Annotated in this window: 15 protein-coding genes and 1 other annotated feature; of the genes, 1 reads left to right on the forward strand and 14 read right to left on the reverse strand. The window is 40.9% G+C overall.

From position 1 onward, the window contains the following. Nucleotides 1-138: 138 nt before the first annotated feature. Nucleotides 139-2,643: a transglycosylase domain-containing protein gene (locus FWJ32_RS05860; RefSeq protein WP_149545038.1), complete on the forward strand. Its 2,505-nt coding sequence runs from the start codon at nucleotides 139-141 to the stop codon at nucleotides 2,641-2,643. A 27-nt stretch (nucleotides 2,644-2,670) separates the two neighbouring features. On the opposite strand, the gene FWJ32_RS05865 is transcribed toward FWJ32_RS05860, so the two are convergent. The 14 genes from FWJ32_RS05865 to FWJ32_RS05930 all read right to left on the reverse strand — a co-directional run bounded on the left by FWJ32_RS05865 (nucleotide 2,671) and on the right by FWJ32_RS05930 (nucleotide 18,342). Beyond that, a complete protein-coding gene (locus tag FWJ32_RS05865; RefSeq protein WP_149545039.1) occupies nucleotides 2,671-3,111 on the reverse strand; it encodes a 2-thiouracil desulfurase family protein in 441 nt (146 codons plus the stop codon). After that, nucleotides 3,111-5,465 (reverse strand): endonuclease MutS2, encoded by a 2,355-nt coding sequence (locus tag FWJ32_RS05870; protein ID WP_149545095.1) that lies wholly within the window; start codon nucleotides 5,463-5,465, stop codon nucleotides 3,111-3,113. The genes FWJ32_RS05865 and FWJ32_RS05870 overlap by 1 nt, the downstream gene beginning before the upstream one ends. 17 nt (nucleotides 5,466-5,482) lie before the next feature. Then, nucleotides 5,483-5,833: a cell division protein ZapA gene (locus FWJ32_RS05875; RefSeq protein WP_162523531.1), complete on the reverse strand. Its 351-nt coding sequence runs from the start codon at nucleotides 5,831-5,833 to the stop codon at nucleotides 5,483-5,485. Between the two features lie 198 nt (nucleotides 5,834-6,031). Further along, complete coding sequence (gene pheT / locus FWJ32_RS05880) at nucleotides 6,032-8,425, reverse strand: phenylalanine--tRNA ligase subunit beta (protein ID WP_149545041.1); 2,394 nt, start codon at nucleotides 8,423-8,425, stop codon at nucleotides 6,032-6,034. Between the two features lie 12 nt (nucleotides 8,426-8,437). After that, on the reverse strand, nucleotides 8,438-9,451 hold the full coding sequence (pheS, locus tag FWJ32_RS05885; RefSeq protein WP_149545042.1) for a phenylalanine--tRNA ligase subunit alpha: 1,014 nt from the start codon (nucleotides 9,449-9,451) through the stop codon (nucleotides 8,438-8,440). A 193-nt stretch (nucleotides 9,452-9,644) separates the two neighbouring features. Next, nucleotides 9,645-9,852: a binding site (T-box leader), on the reverse strand. A 68-nt stretch (nucleotides 9,853-9,920) separates the two neighbouring features. Continuing rightward, nucleotides 9,921-10,163 carry a thioredoxin family protein gene (locus FWJ32_RS05890; RefSeq protein WP_149545043.1) on the reverse strand — a complete coding sequence of 81 codons (243 nt, stop codon included), beginning with the start codon at nucleotides 10,161-10,163 and terminating at the stop codon, nucleotides 9,921-9,923. Between the two features lie 17 nt (nucleotides 10,164-10,180). Beyond that, the gene (locus tag FWJ32_RS05895) at nucleotides 10,181-11,347 is read right to left on the reverse strand and encodes a permease (RefSeq protein WP_238988807.1); all 1,167 of its coding nucleotides are present in this window, start codon (nucleotides 11,345-11,347) and stop codon (nucleotides 10,181-10,183) included. 5 nt (nucleotides 11,348-11,352) lie between these two features. Continuing rightward, nucleotides 11,353-11,667: an ArsR/SmtB family transcription factor gene (locus FWJ32_RS05900; protein ID WP_149545044.1), complete on the reverse strand. Its 315-nt coding sequence runs from the start codon at nucleotides 11,665-11,667 to the stop codon at nucleotides 11,353-11,355. A gap of 207 nt (nucleotides 11,668-11,874) precedes the next feature. Continuing rightward, nucleotides 11,875-12,564 carry an anaerobic ribonucleoside-triphosphate reductase activating protein gene (locus tag FWJ32_RS05905; RefSeq protein ID WP_149545045.1) on the reverse strand — a complete coding sequence of 230 codons (690 nt, stop codon included), beginning with the start codon at nucleotides 12,562-12,564 and terminating at the stop codon, nucleotides 11,875-11,877. Further along, the gene (locus FWJ32_RS05910) at nucleotides 12,561-14,636 is read right to left on the reverse strand and encodes a ribonucleoside triphosphate reductase (RefSeq protein WP_149545046.1); all 2,076 of its coding nucleotides are present in this window, start codon (nucleotides 14,634-14,636) and stop codon (nucleotides 12,561-12,563) included. The genes FWJ32_RS05905 and FWJ32_RS05910 overlap by 4 nt, the downstream gene beginning before the upstream one ends. A gap of 142 nt (nucleotides 14,637-14,778) precedes the next feature. Beyond that, nucleotides 14,779-15,594 carry an undecaprenyl-diphosphatase UppP gene (gene uppP / locus FWJ32_RS05915; protein ID WP_149545047.1) on the reverse strand — a complete coding sequence of 272 codons (816 nt, stop codon included), beginning with the start codon at nucleotides 15,592-15,594 and terminating at the stop codon, nucleotides 14,779-14,781. A gap of 60 nt (nucleotides 15,595-15,654) precedes the next feature. After that, complete coding sequence (locus FWJ32_RS05920; RefSeq protein WP_162523532.1) at nucleotides 15,655-16,218, reverse strand: 5-formyltetrahydrofolate cyclo-ligase; 564 nt, start codon at nucleotides 16,216-16,218, stop codon at nucleotides 15,655-15,657. 29 nt (nucleotides 16,219-16,247) lie between these two features. After that, nucleotides 16,248-17,075: an RMD1 family protein gene (locus FWJ32_RS05925; RefSeq protein WP_149545049.1), complete on the reverse strand. Its 828-nt coding sequence runs from the start codon at nucleotides 17,073-17,075 to the stop codon at nucleotides 16,248-16,250. Between the two features lie 28 nt (nucleotides 17,076-17,103). Further along, nucleotides 17,104-18,342: a Zn-dependent hydrolase gene (locus FWJ32_RS05930; protein WP_203227594.1), complete on the reverse strand. Its 1,239-nt coding sequence runs from the start codon at nucleotides 18,340-18,342 to the stop codon at nucleotides 17,104-17,106. Between the last annotated feature and the right edge of the window lie 30 nt (nucleotides 18,343-18,372).

Below are 18,372 nucleotides of genomic sequence, written 5' to 3' on the forward strand. Positions count from 1 at the left end.
ATATTATTTTCTACATAAATCTAAAAAATCCTCCTTGATTTTGTAGTTTATGTAAAAAAGCTTTGTTTATTATTATAGCCACATTATGTTATAATTAAAACAACAAGGTGCTTTCCAAACAAGGAGGGAATCAAATTAATGAATGACGGCAATGAAAAAAGCCACAGGCAGAGAGGGAAGAGTAAAAAACGCTTTAATATATTTCATATAGTCTTAATAAGTATCCTACTTATTATTGTAATAGCAGTAGGAGCCGTAGGGGGATATGTGCTGGCAGCAATACGCAGTGCTCCTCCATTAAATCCTGATGAATTCTTAACACAGAGTCAATCATCCATAGTTTACGCACCTGATCCAAAAAACAGTGGCTCGTACATTCAGGTAGCTAACCTGCACGGAGATCAGAACAGACTCTGGGTTAGCATAAATAAAATCCCTGATAACTTAAAAAACGCATTTATAGCCACAGAAGACGCCAGGTTTTATAAACATCATGGAATAGATTTTATCAGAATAATGGGCGCTTTTGTTGCAAATATTAAAGCCGGTGACATTACACAAGGCGGAAGCACCATTACACAGCAGTTAATTAAGACAGTCATGTTAAGCCCGGAAAAAACACTAAAGCGCAAAATCCAGGAGGCATATCTTGCATACCAGTTGGAGAACGTATATTCAAAAGACCAAATACTGGAGGCATATTTAAATACCATATTTCTGGGCTCACCAAATATTAACGTCAATGGTGTTGAAGCAGCTTCACTTATATATTTTGGAAAGCATGTAGACCAGCTTGACCTGGCAGAATGTGCAGTTATTGCCGGTATAACTAAAAATCCTTCAAGGTATTCTCCTTATGCCAATGAGAAAAACGCCAAAGAAAGGCAGGAACTGGTTTTGAAACTGATGCTTGAGCAGGGATACATTACACAAGATGAATATGAAAAGGCAATAAATGAAAAGCTGGAGTATAAAACTGCTCAATGGGTAACTGATTATGATCACGCATACTTTGTTGATCAGGTTATCAACGACGTTATAAACGACCTACAAAAAAAATACAACTATTCAAGAGATGATGCTGTAAAAAAAGTATATAACGGCGGCTTAAAAATATACAGCACCATGGATATATCAGTTCAAGAAAATATCGAAAAATCCTTTGAAAACAATGATCTTTTTCCACAGACCAAAAAAGATACAAATGGTGCACTTCAGCCACAGGGGGCAATGATTATTATCGATTATCATACCGGGGAGATTAAAGGTATAGTTGGCGGGAGAGGCCATGAAGGGAAAAGATTATTAAACAGAGCCACTCAGTCTAAAAGACAACCTGGTTCTTCAATTAAGCCCCTTACGGTATATACACCTGCCATAGATAATGGTTACACTACCCGTTCACCCATAGACGACACACCGTTTGTTGTACATCAGAAAGGCGGAGACTGGCAGGTACACAATTATGAAAATAACTACTGGGGGCGTATTAGCCTTAGAGAAGCAATACAATATTCCAGAAACATACCGGCCGCCAAGCTGGTTATGGCTCTGGGGGTGGATACATCCGTAAAGTATGCTGAAAGTTTTGGCCTCGATATAGACCCTGAGGATAGATATCCTGCCCCCATGGCATTAGGCGGTCTTACACATGGTGTATCTCCGCTGCAGATGGCCGCTGCTTATGGAGCCTTAGCTAATGGCGGAGTCTATATAACGCCTCATACCTATACAAAGGTGGTTGATAAAGACGGGTCTGTACTTCTGGAAAATAAACCCGACAAACATGTGGTGGTCAGCAAACAGGTGGCATACATCATGACAAGTCTTATGCGCAGTGTTGTATCTGGCGGTACAGGTACAGGTGCTCAAATACCCAATATGCCTGTAGCAGGCAAAACTGGTACAACCAGCAATTACAAAGACGCCTGGTTTGTAGGTTACACACCTTATTACTCTGCTGCGGTATGGATGGGATATGACCAAAACGAGGTATTAAAGGCACCCAACGGCAGATACGTAACAGGCGGCAGTTACCCGGCCAGGCTGTGGAAGGATGTAATGACAAAGGTGCATGAGGGGCTTACATCAAAAGAATTTGATGTGCCTGACGGACTCACGTGGGTTGATGTATGCAAAGATTCCGGAGAATTACCTACTGATCTGTGTGCCAGAGACCCGAGGGGCTCAAGGGTTGTAAGGGATATATTCATAAAAGGAACAGAGCCAAAGGGATACTGCACTGTCCATCAGGTTGCAACCGTTGATGTAACAACAGGCAAACTCGCAACAGAATACTGTCCGCCAGAAGATGTTCAAACGAAAGTGTTTATGAACATACCAGACAGGGATCCTTCATTGAACACAAGGGACAAGGCATATATACTGCCAGAGGAATACTGCGATATCCATGGGCCAGCAACACAGTCGCCATGGCCTGGCCAGTCTGAACCTCCGCAAAATGGTGTAGAAGCACCCGGTAGCGGGCAAACGAACGGTGACACGGAAAATAATACCCCAGGCAGTCCCCAAGAAGAAAATGTTAATGGCAATAATGCTGTCACTGGAGCATTAAACCAGATAAGAAAATTCATTGATAACAATATTGATAACAATAAGGAAAAGAGAGCAGATAAAAATTAAGACAGGGAAATTTCCCTGTCTTAATTTTTACAAGTCATCCTCTCTAATGACCTCAATCCCGTTATATTTCAACAGCCGGGCAGTTATCCCATCTCCATCTATAAGCTCTCCATCAAATTTGCCACTATAGATTTCCCCGCTGCCACAGGAAGGGCTTTTCGATTTCAATACAGCCTTTTTGACACCATATAACATAGCCAGTTTTAATGTCTCCCGTGCACCCTTATTAAACTCTTCAGTAACATCGTTCCCCGCAATGTCAAAAACTCTTGTCTTGCCATCATTTATACAGACTTCGGCAGGATTCCGTGGTGTTTTAAGACCGCCAAGCTGCTCAGGGCACACAGGTATTGCCATACCCTCCATAACCAGTTTCAATATCTTCTCATTTAAGCAGTTTTTACCATCATACCTGCAGTTAAATCCAGCAAGACATGCACTCACCAGTATCCTTTCATTTTTATTCATTACTTTAGTTCCACCACCGTAACGCCATCTCCACCTTCATTTAAGTTACCCAACCTGAATGATGAAACCCTTTTATCTCCCCTGAGAAAATCTCTTATGCCATTTCTGAGCACCCCTGTCCCTTTTCCATGAATAATGTTTACCTGTTTTAACCCTGAAAGATATGCATCATCAAGGTATTTATCAATCACGATAACAGCATCATCTAAATTCATCCCCCTGATATCTATCTGAGGAGAAATGGTGCTTACCTTGTTCAATTTAAGTGCAGCCTGCTTTTGCACTGTTACCTTCTTCTTTGACTCTACCTCCAGGAGGTCTGATTCATCCACAGTAATCTTCATTATCCCTGCCTGTACCTCAACCTTTTCCCCATCGATTCTCAATATTGTGCCCTTTTGACCGATAGACTTAATAAAAATATCCATGCCAGGGATAAGCTTCAAAGGTTTGCCCTTTATCTCCTTTAATACCTCTTCATCTGGGCTCAACCTTTCATTCATTTCTCTTCTTAACCTTTCAATCTCCCTATCTCTCCTGGAACGATCCTCTATCTTATTTAGCTCTCTTAATTCTTTTATTATACGGTTTGCCTCTTTTTTTGTCTCAGAAATCAGTCTGTTTGCTTTATCCTTAGCCTCCTTGATTACCTCTACCCTTTCAAGCTCCAACTTCCTCTTTTCTTCTTCAAGTTCTTCTTTCATTGACTCTATCTCTCTTGTGAGGAGCTCTGCTCTCCTTCTATCCTCCTCTGCCTGAATCCTGTTCCTCTCAAGGTCTACAATCAGGTCCTCCATACTTATCTCCTCAGTAGACAAATATTCCTTTGCCTTTTCAATTATCCCCTTATCAAGCCCCAATCTTTCAGATATTAAAAATGCATTGCTTTTGCCAGGAACTCCTATCATAAGCCTGTATGTAGGCCTAAGTGTGCTTACATCAAACTCAACACTGGCATTTTCCACCCTTTCCATTTTAAGCGCATAGGCTTTGACCTCACTGTAATGCGTTGTGGCTATAACCCTTATACCGTGTTCTCTGAAAAATTCCAGTATACCAATGCCCAGTGCTGCACCTTCTGTGGGGTCTGTCCCTGCTCCAAGCTCATCCAAGAGCACAAGGCTATTTTCTTGTACATTGTCAATTATCCTGACTATATTGGATATATGAGATGAGAATGTACTGAGGGATTGCTCAATACTCTGTTCGTCACCTATATCGGCAAAGATGTTATCAAAAACCGCTACCTCAGAACCGCTCTCTGCAGGAACAAAGAGACCAGAAAGCGCCATGAGTTCAAGAAGCCCTGCAGTCTTTAATGATACGGTCTTACCACCTGTATTTGGCCCTGTTATTACAAGTACATCAAAGTCTCTACCAACTTCAATATCAATTGGTACTACCTTTTCCACAGGTATAAGCGGATGCCTGGCCTTCTTGAGTTTTAATATACCTCTGTCATTAAGTTCAGGCTTTACCGCATTCATCTTCTGGGCGAGGTATGCCCTTGCAAATATGAAATCCAGTTCACCTAATATATAAATATCCTCTTCTATGTCCTCAAGTACCTGCCTCACCCTTTCACTCAAATCTTTTAATATTCTCTCTATTTCATGCCTCTCCTTTAACTCTAACTGCCTTATCTCGTTGTTCATCTCTACTATCGGCATGGGCTCAATATAGAGCGTTGCCCCACTGGCAGATTGGTCATGTATTATACCATTTACAGCCCCTTTAAATTCCTGCTTAACCGGTATGACATATCGTCCTTCCCTGATGGTTATTATAGGATCTTGAAGCATTTTCTGGTATTGGGGAGATGTTATAATCGAATTAAGTTTTTCGCGTATGGAAATATTGAGATTTTTTATTTTCCGCCTTATAGAAAAAAGCTCCTGGCTTGCATTATCATCAATCTCTTCTTCTGAGATAATCTTAGACTCAATATCATCTCTGAGCTCTCTGTGAGGTTTTATCTTGGCCCCGTAATCTGTAATTAACTCACAACCCAAATCATCATTTAATATATAATCCCTCATTATTTCACAGAAATTTAAAATCCTTGATATGTCCAGAAGTTCACCAGGATTGAGCTCAGAGCCTATCCTAAGACTGTTTAATATCCCTCTTATATCCTTCAACTTACCGGTTACCGGAAATCCTTTAAAACCGATAAACCTCAGGGCTTCCTGTGTTTCATTTAGTCTGAGCTTTATCACATTCATATCATGTTCAGGATATAAGGCTCCGGCACGTTCATATCCCATCGCAGTAAAGGTAAGGCCTTTTAACATCTCAATTATCCTGTCATACTCCAAAGCTTTTAGATCTCTTTTGGATATTTTGCATTCCAAATCTAAAGTCAACTCCTTCATAGCTTAAAATTCTTGCTCCTGTCAAAAGCAGTAATAAAATCATTTAATTCTTTTGTCAACTCCTCAATATTTCTCTTTAATCCCTCATTCTCCGACATAAGCCTGGACACAGTTTCGTTCAACCTTTCTATCTCATCTTCTTTTTTCTTGAGCCTGTCAGCAAGATTCAGGGCGGTAAGTACAGCCATGTCTTCCCTGTCCAGCTTCTTATTCATTTTACGTATTTCCGTTATCATATGGTCTACAGTGTTTGCAATTTCTCTCATATACTCTATATCACTGGGACTTTTCATCTTATATGGTTTCCCATTTATCATTACTTCCACGAGATTGGGGTTATCACCCATCATCATCATCTCCCGTACCAAACTGATTCCGCCTTAATTAAGTAAAAAATGCATTGTCTCAGGATGTTGTATAAGTGTTCTGCATCTTGCAATAGAATAGAAAGACAGCAAATAAATATATAACACAATTATATAATAGTTTCGCTATTGTTATCCATTTTCCTTCTTGTATAAAAAATAAAAGAGCAAGGCAAAGCCTCACCCCCTTAAAACACCATTGAAATCTGTCTTTATCCTTTCTATTATCTTAGTCATCACATCATCTATTTCGGTTACAGTAAGCGTCCTGTCAGCAGCCCTGAATGTAATGGAAAATGCCACGCTTTTCTTCCCTTCAGGTATCTGTTTACCTCTATATATATCGAAAAGCGAAATTTCTTCAATTAATTTTCCTCCGCTCTCCATTATTGCTTTTGTCATATCACCCACACTCACTTCCTCAGCAACTATAAATGCAGCATCCCTTTCCACAGATGGGAATTTGGGCAATGGCTTGTAGGTTTTTGTTACATCGGCCTTTTTAAATATAGCATCCATATCCAGTTCCGCCACATATGTTTCCCGGGAAATATCATATCTATCGGCAACCCTGGGGTGCAGCCTTCCTGCAGAGCCAACAACTTCACCATCTATTATGATATTTATGGAAACCCCGGGATGAAGGTAGGGTTCATCAGACCTTGTGTAATTGACACCCTTAACATTCAGGCCCTCAAACATATACTCTATGCACCCTTTGATATCGTAAAAATCTATATTTTCCCCGGATAGTCCGATACATAACTTCTTAACCTGATCAGGAAGCTCTTTTAATTCTTCATCATTCCTGAAATATACAGGGGCAATTTCAAACATAAGTACCCTCTTATATCCCCTTGATATATTTAACTTTAGGGTTTTTATCATGTCTGGAATCAGGGTGGTCCTCATCACACTCTGGTTTTTACCAAGAGAGTTTGATATGGTGACATATTTACGCCTCAGATCCTCCTGTGGCAGGTACAACCTGTCAAGGTCTTCAGGATCGGCAAATGAAAATGTAACAGCCTCATACAGTGAAAATGAAGAAAGAATGTTTTTAGCCCTGAGCTCCAGCGTCTGCTCCAATGTCCTCCTGCCCTGGACCATTCTTTTGCCATCCAGTATGGTTTCAGGTATTCTGTCATACCCGTAAAACCTGGCTATTTCCTCCGCTATATCTGCCTCTCCCTCTATATCGTTGCGAAAATACGGCAGTGCTATATTCAGCATGTCACCATGGATATCAACTTTAAATTCAAGCCTTTCTAAAATTTCCGTTATGGTTCTGACATCAATATTAAGACCGAGTAACCCATTTATCCTGTTTATGTTTACGGTAATTGAATGTCTTTCCGGTAACACGCTGTATACATCTATCATGTTAGAGTAGGGAATACCTGCCCCCTGCTCACTTATGAGAACAGCGCACCTGTTTGCAGCTAAAGGTGCTATCTCCAAGGCCAGGCCCTTTTCAAACCTGGAAGAGGCTTCAGAACGCATCCCTAATGCTTTAGAGGTACGTCTGATATTACTTCCCAAAAAGTTTGCAGATTCAATAAATACCCTCTTTGTATCTGCTGTTATCTCAGTATTCAATCCACCCATCACACCGGCTATCCCTATGGGCCCTTTTGAATCAGTTATAAGGAGCATGTCACTTCTTAATTCCCTCTCCTTATGGTCTATGGTCACTATCTTCTCACCCTCCAGTGCCCTTCGAACTATTATCTTTCCCTCAGAAACCTTATCCGCATCGAAGGCATGGAGCGGCTGCCCCAACTCCAGCATCACATAATTGGTTATGTCCACAATATTGTTTATAGGCCTTATGCCGCACTTGATGAGCTTCATCTGAATATCCCAAGGCGATTCTTTTATCTGAATATTATCTATCACACACCCTACATACCTTTTGCAGAGGTCATTGTCTTTTATCTCTACTGTGATTGGCAATTCTTCCGTTTTAAGCACTTCGGGCATGTCAAAGTTAGGCATTCTAAACTCTTTTCCAAGAGTTACGGCTACTTCTCTGGCTATTCCTACTATACTCAGTTCATCCGGTCTATTGGGTGTAATTTCAAATTCTATGATATAGTCATCCAATCCAATAGCCCTTACAGCATCTTCACCGATAGGTAACTCGGGAAGAATGAATATCCCTCCACGCTGATATTCTGGCAAAAGTGATTCATCCAAACCAAGCTCCTCGGCAGAGCACATCATACCCATAGACTCTATTCCTCTGAGCTTATTCTTCCTGATTTTTATACCACCGGGTAACCTGGCCCCAATCTTGGCAACAGGTATAAACGCTCCTTCATATATGTTTGTGGCACCTGTAACAATCCTAAGGATATCGTTACCTGTATCCACACTCCCAACAAGAAGGTTATCTGCATTTGGATGCTTTTCTATCTTTAATATCTTACCAATGACAACATTCTCTATGTTCTCCCCCATATATTTATATGTTTCCACTTTAGTACCTGTCATAGTAAGCCTGTTGCAGAGCTCTCCTACCGGTATATCTATATCCACAAATTCTTTAAGCCAGCTCAATGGTACAAGCATTGTCAGCCCCCCTTAAAACTGTCTGATAAATCTAATATCATTTTCAAAGAATAGCCTCAGGTCATCTATTCCATACTTTAGCATTGCTATCCTGTCAAGACCCATACCAAAAGCAAATCCTGAATACTCTTGAGGGTCAATGCCTGACATAGAGAGGACCTTAGGATGTACCATACCTGAACCTAGTATCTCTATCCATCCTGTACCCCCACAAACCCTGCATCCTCTACCCTTGCATGCCATACAGGTAACGTCCATCTCAGCACTGGGTTCTGTAAACGGAAAGTAATGTGGTCTGAATTTTGTTTTTGTATCCTCCCCAAAAAGCTGCTTGGCAAAGAGGCTTAACACGCCTTTGAGGTCGCCCATAGTAACATTGCGGTCTACCACCAGCCCCTCTATCTGATGAAATACTGGTGAATGGGTAGCATCTATATTATCAGACCTGTATACTCTTCCAGGCACAATAACCCTTATTGGAGGTTTCTGCCTCTCCATTGTCCTTACCTGAACAGGAGACGTGTGTGTACGCAAAACTATGTTGTCATTAATATAGAAAGTATCCTGGATATCCCTTGCCGGATGGTCTCTCGGGATGTTCAATGCCTCAAAATTATAGTAGTCATACTCTATTTCAGGTCCTTCGGCTATGCTAAAGCCCAATCCAAGGAATATCTCAGTTATCTCTTCTCTTACTATGGTGAGCGGGTGCAGGTGACCCAATTCTGGCTTTCTGCCCGGCACGGTTATATCAATATATTCTTTCTTTAATCTTTCTTCCAGTTCCTTCTCTTCAAGCTCTTTTAACCTATGATTAAGGCTTTCCTCAATGACAACCTTGACCGCATTGATCTTCACACCGGCAGCCGGTCTCTCTTCCTTTGGAAGTTCGCCTATGCTCTTGAGTGCAGAGGTTATTATTCCTTTTTTGCCGAGGTATTTAATCCTTGTCTCCTCCAACACTTGTATATCAGAGGCATTTTGTATTTCAGTTTCTGCTTCCATCCTGATTCTTTCAAGGTCCATCGCATCACATCCTTTCCTATTTTTCTTTTAAAGTGATTGTTTCAAATTCGATCATACTTTATTATCAGTTCCAACCCGAGATTGGTTAGTCAACATACATGCTGTCGTCTCACCTTTCTTCTGATGCCTTCCATAAAAGCATCTCTGTCTGCAAAGTAAATTATGTATAAATCTAGAAAAGCCTTTCATCCTTTTCAGGGACGAAAGGCTCCGCGGTACCACCCTTATTAGCATAAAGCTCACTTATAATATAACGGCCAGGCCGTAAGGACCTACTCCATATTTCAGCCCATCCACTCCAGGGCGAACTTCAGAAGGCATACTCATAGGACCGCTCTCAGTCAATGGTGGTCCCTCCCTGTATGGATTACCTGCTTACTCTTCCCCTTCACAGTGTTTGCAATATTTAAACTGTCAATTATTATACCACATTGAGAAAAAAGATGAAATACCTGATCCGTTTTTTTAATTACACATTTTCTTCCTCAATGAGCTTTTTAATCTCATCCTTGCTTAGAACCTTGCCAGCAGCTTTTACCTTCTCATTTATAACTATACCAGGGGTTGTCATTATGTCATACTGCATAATCTTCTTTATATCCTTAACCTCCGTCACTTCAGCCTCGATGCCCATCTCTTTCAATGCTTCCCTGGTGTTTCTCTCTAAGGCCTGACATTTAGGACATCCGGTGCCCAGTATCTTGATTTCCATTTTTTCACCTCCTTTCATTAGACCATTCCAAATATATACCCTGCAATGGTAGACATGATGACTACCAGCGTAATATATGCTGCAGTCTTTTTAACACCCAGTATGCTGTTTATAACAAGCATACTGGGCAGGCTCAAGGCCGGGCCACTAAGCAGCAACGCAAGGGCTGGTCCTTGACCCATACCCGAACCCAAAAGACCCTGTAGTATTGGTACCTCTGTCAATGTGGCAAAATACATAAATGCACCTATTATTGAGGCCACAAAGTTGGCAGTTATTGAATTTCCACCCACCAGATAAGCCACATATCTCGATGGTATAAGCCCGGCATCTGTTCCCGGCCTTCCCATCAAAAGTCCTGCAACCATGACGCCTGCGAATAACAGGGGCATAATCTGGAGTGTAAAGAGCCATGTAGAATCCAGCCAGCTATGTATCTCATCTTTCTTGAACCATTTTAACAAAATTGCAAAAAGGACCATGAGAAGCAAACCGGTTATATACCATTTTATTCTGTATATATCGCTGAAAAACCCAACCTCCTGTTCTGGCTTTCCCCACGCAGCGAATATCAAAATGAGTATCATTACTGTAAAGTATATTATGTTTTGGGTTGCACTTCTTTCCCCATCCTCCTGATAGACTGATGATACCTCCAAGTTGGCCCTGACTGCATCCTCATTTCTAAAAAGTGCAGACATAATAAGACCTATGATAATTGAAAAAGATATAGCACCTATGGCTCTGGCCAGGCCTATTTTAAAGCCCAGCACCCTGGTAGTAAGTATTATTGCCAATATATTTATTGCCGGACCAGAGTATAGAAAAGATGTTGCCGGCCCAATTCCTGCACCCTTTTTATATATACCAGCAAACAACGGCAAAACTGTGCATGAACAGACAGCAAGAACTGTACCTGATAAAGAAGCAACCAGATAACTGACCGTCTTATTGGCTCCGCCCCCAAGATACTTTATAACCGAACCTTGAGAAATAAAGCTGGATATCGCCCCTGCGATAAAAAAAGCCGGTATAAGACACGTAAGTACATGAAGCCTAACATAGTCCTGGAGCATATATAATGATTCCATTACAGCACCCTGTACACGTGGTCGTTCAAACGGTACAAAATATGCCAGCAAAAACACTGTAACAATTAGAGTAAACTTCTGCCAGTTTTTCAATTCTCCTATCCCCTCTCCAACTGATACATCCTTCTTTCGATGTCACGACTCAATATATTGTCTATGCATCCAAAAAATGACACCATACACGGAGCATTCAAATGGTATAATACCTTCAAGCCGTCCTTTCTGCTGTCTATAATACCAACACTTTTCAGGATTGACAGGTGCTTAGAAACCGTTGACTGTTCCAATCCAAGTTCTTCCATTATCTCACATACACATTTTTCGTTGCAACTCGATAAGATATCTATTATTTTCAGCCTTGCCGGGTGAGAAAGAGCTTTTATAACCTCTGCCCGCAATTCATATTTATCCATAGGTGGAAATCATCTCCTTCGTTATATTCAAATATTATCATATAGGAATATAGTAGTCAACTCTGGTTTAGATATCTCTATAGCTTTCGTGCTCACCTTTTCGTTTTATTTTTTAACTGCAATATTGATTTTTCTACCTTTATTACGGGCCGAATACGAGGTATGCAAATTTTCACTACTGCTTACCGACAAATAAAAAAGGGCAGATTATGCCCTAATCAATACCTCCCCAAAGCATCTTTCAACCTTCCTTTTAATGTCTTCCAGATAATCGATGCTACACGGACTCACGCCGCAAAAATCTTTATTGAGTATGTCATCAGAATATTTATACCCTTGAATAACGTATCTTTCTGCCCCCTTAAGCCATTCCCCAATTTCCTCAAAGTCATCGACATTCAGCAGTTTTTCATGAACTGTAGTCCTAAATTCGTAACCTAAACCCGAGCTCATTAGCAATTCCGCGCTTTTATTAACCCTCAAAATATCACTCTTATCCTTTACAAAGAAGTGATATTTATTGAGCGGAGCCTTTATATCCATGGCGACGTAATCTACAAGTCCCCCAGATATTAACCTTTTCAATACCTCTGGCCTGGCCCCATTGGTATCCAGTTTTACCTTAAACCCTATCTCTTTTATCCTCTTTATAAAACCCTCAAGCCCTCCCCAGAGGGTTGGTTCACCACCGGTTATACATACACCATCTAATAGATTGCTCCTCTTTATAAGATAACTCAAAGATATCTCTTCTGAAATACGCCCTTCATCAACCGCTTTTATAAGAGAGCTGTTATGGCAGTAAGGACAGCAAAAGTTGCAGCCCGATACAAAAATCGTAGCTGCAACATGGCCAGGATAGTCAGCCATAGAGACTGGCATCAGGTCATATATCATATTACAAATTCCTTCCTCTCTGAAAATTCCTTTTGCTTGCCTCTGTTCCAGCACTGTACAGGCCTGTAATATCCAACCACCCTGCTGTATACTTCTGTATTCTTACCACAGTACGGACAGTTAAAGTGTTCACCATCTATATATCCATGGTCGTCACAGATAGAAAACGTAGGTGTTATAGTGTAATATGGCAGATGATAGTTTTCAGCAATCTTTCTTACCAATGACTTGCAGGTTTGCACATCGTATATCCTTTCACCTACGAATCCGTGCAGTACTGTCCCGCCTGTGTATTTACACTGTAGTTCATCCTGAATATCCAGAGCCGTGAATATATCCTCAGTAAAATCCACAGGAAGTTGAGTGGAGTTGGTATAATACGGTTCATTATCTCCGCAGGTTATGATATCTTTAAAAAGTTCTCTGTCCTTTTTTGCCAGCCTATACGTTGCGCCTTCAGCAGGAGAAGCTTCGAGGTTGTATAGTATACCACTCTCTTCTTGATACCTTTCCATCTTTTCTCTCATAAAGTCCAGCACCCTAAGGGCAAAATTCCTGCCCTTCTCTGCAGCTATACCGCACCCCATAAAGTTTAATAGGGCCTCATTCATACCCACAAGACCTATAGTGTTGAAATGATTCTGCCAGTATGCCCCAAACCTGGCATATACGTCGCGCAGATAAAATTTAGCGTAGGGGTATAATCCCTCCTGTGTCATCCTTTCCAGTACCTCTCTCTTTATCTCAAGGCTGGTCCTGGCAATATCCATCAGTTTACCCACTCTATCAAAAAACTCATCCTCTGACTTTGAAAGATATCCTATCCTCGGCATATTTATAGTAACAACACCTATGGAACCTGTGAGTGGGTTTGCCCCAAAAAGTCCGCCACCTCTCTTCTTAAGTTCTCTGTTATCCAAGCGCAATCTACAGCACATAGACCTTACATCATCCGGACTCATGTCGCTGTTAATAAAGTTAGAGAAGTATGGAAGACCATACTTAGCGGTCATTTCCATTATCTTATCAACCACAGGATTGTCCCAGTCAAAATCTTTTGTAATATTATAAGTCGGAATGGGAAATGTGAATATTCTGCCGTTAGCATCACCCTCCATCATTACCTCAGCAAAGGCCATGTTGAGCATATCCATCTCCGGTTTAAACTCACCATATGTCCTGTCCATGAGCCTGCCACCTATCACCACCGGCTCGTTGGCCAGTATATTGGGAGGAGTCAAGTCCATAGTTATATTTACAAAAGGCGTCTGAAAGCCAACCCTTGTCGGGACATTGAGGTTGAATATAAATTCCTGCATAGCCTGTCTTACCTCAGGATATGTAAGGTTATCGTAATATATAAAAGGAGCTAAATAAGTGTCAAAATTGGAAAACGCCTGGGCACCTGCAGCCTCTCCCTGGAGAGTATAAAAGAAATTGACTATCTGGCCCAAAGCAGTCCTGAAGTGTTTGGGCGGCCTGCTGGCCACCTTTCCAGTAACACCGGTAAAACCGTTTATCAAGAGGTCTTTTAAATCCCACCCACAACAGTATACCGATAAGAGTCCCAGGTCGTGGATATGCAGATCTCCGTTTATATGGGCATCCCTCACCTCCTGAGGGTATATCTTGTTTAGCCAGTACCTGGCTGTAACAGAACTGGATATATGATTATTAAGTCCCTGAAGAGAATAATCCATATTGCTGTTTTCATTTATCCTCCAGTCCGCCCTACCTATGTATTGGTCTATGGTCTCCTCAATATCGAGAAATACATTTTTAAACTCCCTGATATCCTGATGCTGTTTCCTGTAGAGTATGTATGCCTTGGCTGTCTTGGCATGCCCGCTTTCTATGAGCACCTTTTCCACTATATCCTGCACGTCCTCAACCGATGGCATTGATTCTTTGAACTTATCTCTCAAGAGTTCAACCACTTTTTCTGTGAGAGATTTAGCTATACTCCTGTCATTGCCTCCCACAGCTTTAGCGGCTTTAAAAATTGCATTCTCAATCTTAAGACTGTCAAAATCTTGAAGGCTTCCGTCTCTCTTGACTATTTGTGTAAACATGCAAAAACCCCCATATCTTGTGTAGAATATATTTACTGCCTCTATATATTCTACCACCTCAACTCGCTTTTTTCAAGGCTATAGACAGAAGTTATTATATAAAAATTAGAGATAATCATCAAAACAAAAAGGGCGTTAGCCCTCAAAAGATAAAACCGTAGATTATAGCAAACAGACCAACAATAAGGCAGTATATAGAAAAATATGAAAGCTTACCTCTCTTCACTATGGCATTCAAAAGATATAGAAATAAGAGACCGCTGATGAAGGACGTGATCATTCCTACAGCAAAAGGCGCAACATTCATGTTGGTACCGATCGCATCCTTTGCCTCAAGGAGAAGCGCGCCCAATATGGCAGGCACCGAAAGTACAAATGAAAACCTAAATGCCCATTCCCGTTTCAAACCTCTAAAAAGCGAGCCTGAAAGTGTAAATCCTGACCTGGATATGCCGGGCATAACTGCCACCCCTTGAAATATACCTATGACAAGAGCATCTGCTACTGTCATATTATTTAAGGTCCTCTCACCGGTATTATACCGCTCACTAAAATAAAGTGCTGCCGCCGTTATAAGGAGCATAAAACCAACCAGGGTTATATTGCTAAATAGCGTATCTGCATATTTGTTCAGTATAAGGCCGAATATGCCTGTAGGGATTGAACCAGCTATTACAAGCAGTGCCAGTTTTTCATCCCGGTCCAGTTTTCTTCTCTTTCTTGACAATATCCTTATTATAAGTTTCATACATCCAGATATGAGTTCCATAACCTCATTTCTAAAATAAATCAGGACTGCAAGAAGTGTACCCAAATGCAAAGTCACATCAAATAAGAGGTTACCCTGAGTCAACCCAAATATAGTCTGAAAAATCACAAGGTGTCCAGAGCTGCTCACCGGTAAAAATTCCGTCGCCCCTTGCACTATACCTAAAATAAACGCTTGAATTAAGCTCATTATCCATCTCCCTTTCTGCTGTATATCCAGTACAAAGCTGTTTTTTCAAACTGTGCCAAACTAATTGCATTCAATAGTCCTTTTCTCTGTGACTACATAATCTACCCTCACGTCATGTACATCCTCCGGCACCGGATGAATTTGAAGTTCAAAGGCCAGGCCTATTTTAGTTGCGCAAGTCTTATTCAGAAACCTGTCATAATACCCACCACCATAGCCGATTCTATAACCCCTCTCATCAAATACTACACCAGGGACAAGGATAAGGTCAACATCACCAGGAGCCACTATTCTTTTATTTTCGTACACTGGCTCTTTAATCCCCTTAAATCCTGTAGCAATATCCCTGTTTAAATCCCTGACCTCCACCAGTATAAGCTCATGAGTGTCAGGTTTTGTTAAAGGCAAGACCACACGTTTACCGTCCTTCATTGCTCTCTCTATAACAGTTAAAGTCCTAACCTCTTTCTTATAATCCATATATGCCATTATCACAGCAGCTTTAAAATAAAAAGAAAGGCTCAAGAGTCTATCTGCTATGATTAGGCTTTTTGATTTTATCTCATCCTCCGTAAGACCCTCCCTAAGAGATAAAACATATGACCTAAGTTCTTTCTTATTCATGTGGTTCCCCTCCCCTGTGTTACGATTGGTCATACACCAAATCCAAATATGTATGAAAGTATCGTCAAGAGTATTTCAGCAGCAATGAGTATTATAACCATCCATTCTAGGCGTGTACTCCTCCTAGCATGGGCAAGGCCTGTAAATACATCTGTTATATCAAGCAGGGTTTCCGTCTTATGACGCACCCTTTCGTATCTTTCCCTAAGCTCAAAGAGTTTTTCAAGATCTATATAAAGCTCTTTACTCTCCTCGTTTACCCATGTAACATCCGGTTTATCTAAAAGCATAACATAAGATATGGTATTATATTTAAATCCCAATATCTTTCCAGATATTTTAGCTAATCTTTCATCGGATATATTAAGGTGGCCATTCTCTAGGTAATCAATTATATCTTCTATATCATCCATCAGCTTGTTTATTCCGACCTCTATCCTGTCTAAAGCAACAGACTTGGCAAGGATTGTTGATATTATTTGCAAATGGAAATCTTCCATGTGCTGGATTATCATAAGGTCATAGCTAATTGAAGGCTCTTTATCAGGGCTAACCTCTATGTTGAAATCATCAGTAAAGTCAAACTTTGTGTTTACAAGTCGGCTTTCTATTTTTTGGAGATACTCTATTATGTCCATAATTTCATGGTGTTCTAAATTTAAAAACACCATGGAGCCAAAGGAAAATATAAATACAGATTTCCCCTCAGGCATATTGATTATACCCTTCAGCTTTTCCTGTAACAACAATAGAGGTTCATCCCATTCAAACCTCTTATCAATTCCAAAATGCTTCGCAATGCCATTTAAATCAATCTCATTACATAGGCTTACCGCAGTAAATTTTATATTCCTCAAGGATCTATACCTCCATAAAATACCAGCATTATTTCTTATCTAACTCCAGCAAAGTTTCCAGCACTACCTCCGCCCCTTTTGCAAGGTCTTCATAGTCTGTCCACTCTTCGGGACAATGACTCCTACCATTTTTGCTAGGTACAAAAACCATTGCTGCAGGTGCAATGGAAGCCATAACCATTGCATCATGTCCCGCCCCACTTACCATCCCTCTATGCTTGTATCCCAGCTTTTCAGCCACCGACTTTATTATGTCCCTTATATTTTCGTCCAGGCTAACAGGTGGCACATAGAGTTTATTGGAATAGTTAACTTCAAACCCCTTTTCTTTAAGTACATCGGCGCCGCTTTTTAATTTTCCCCATATCTCATCCATAATCATCCTGTCCATTGACCTTATGTCCACACTCATTATAACCTTACCTGGTACAACATTGGCAGCACCCGGTTCTATCCTTATTTTGCCAACTGTGCCTACAGTACCTTCCCCTACTGTTTTAGCCAGTTCATTCACATATATAATAAGGTCTGATGCCTCTACAAGCGCATCATGCCTTAGAGTCATAGGTGTTGTACCTGCATGGTCAGGACTCCCTATAATCTCAACTTCATATTCGCTTATACCAACTATACCTTCAACTATACCTATATCGACACCTTCATTCTCCAGTACAGGACCCTGCTCTATATGCAATTCAATAAATGCAGCAATGCTTCCCTTTCCCCTCTTAGCCTTTCTAATCCCATCAGGATCTAATCCAAAGTCCATCATTGCCTTGTACATGGATACACCATCAGCATCTATTGCATTTTTTAAGTCATCTACGGTCACATCACCCTTAATGGCCCTGCTCCCAAAAAGTCCAGAGCCAAACCTGCCTCCCTCCTCTTCAATAAACGCTACAAACTCTACAGGATGCTCGGTAACAGTTCCCTTCTCATTCATTACCCTTGCTATTTCAATTGCAGCGACAACACCGGCGGTTCCATCAAAAGCTCCACCATGAGGTACCGAGTCAAAGTGTGAACCTATCATAATAGATGCAGCTTTTTTGCCCTTCTTTTTACTTCCCTCCCTCCTGCCAAATATTGTACCTGCGGCATCTTCATATACCACAAGACCCGCCCTCTCCATCTCCCCTTTCATGTAATCTCGCGCTCTTCTATCTTCTTCAGAAAAAGAAAGCCTTGTTACCCCATCTCCTGGAGTAGATGTAAAACCTGCCATCGTTTCAATATCTCTTTTTATTCTTTCAACGTTCACCATCAAAGCTCCCCCGTTTCTCAATTCATATAT

Origin of the sequence: Calorimonas adulescens, assembly GCF_008274215.1 — a bacterium.
Taxonomy (GTDB): Bacteria; Bacillota; Thermoanaerobacteria; order Thermoanaerobacterales; family UBA4877; genus Calorimonas; species Calorimonas adulescens.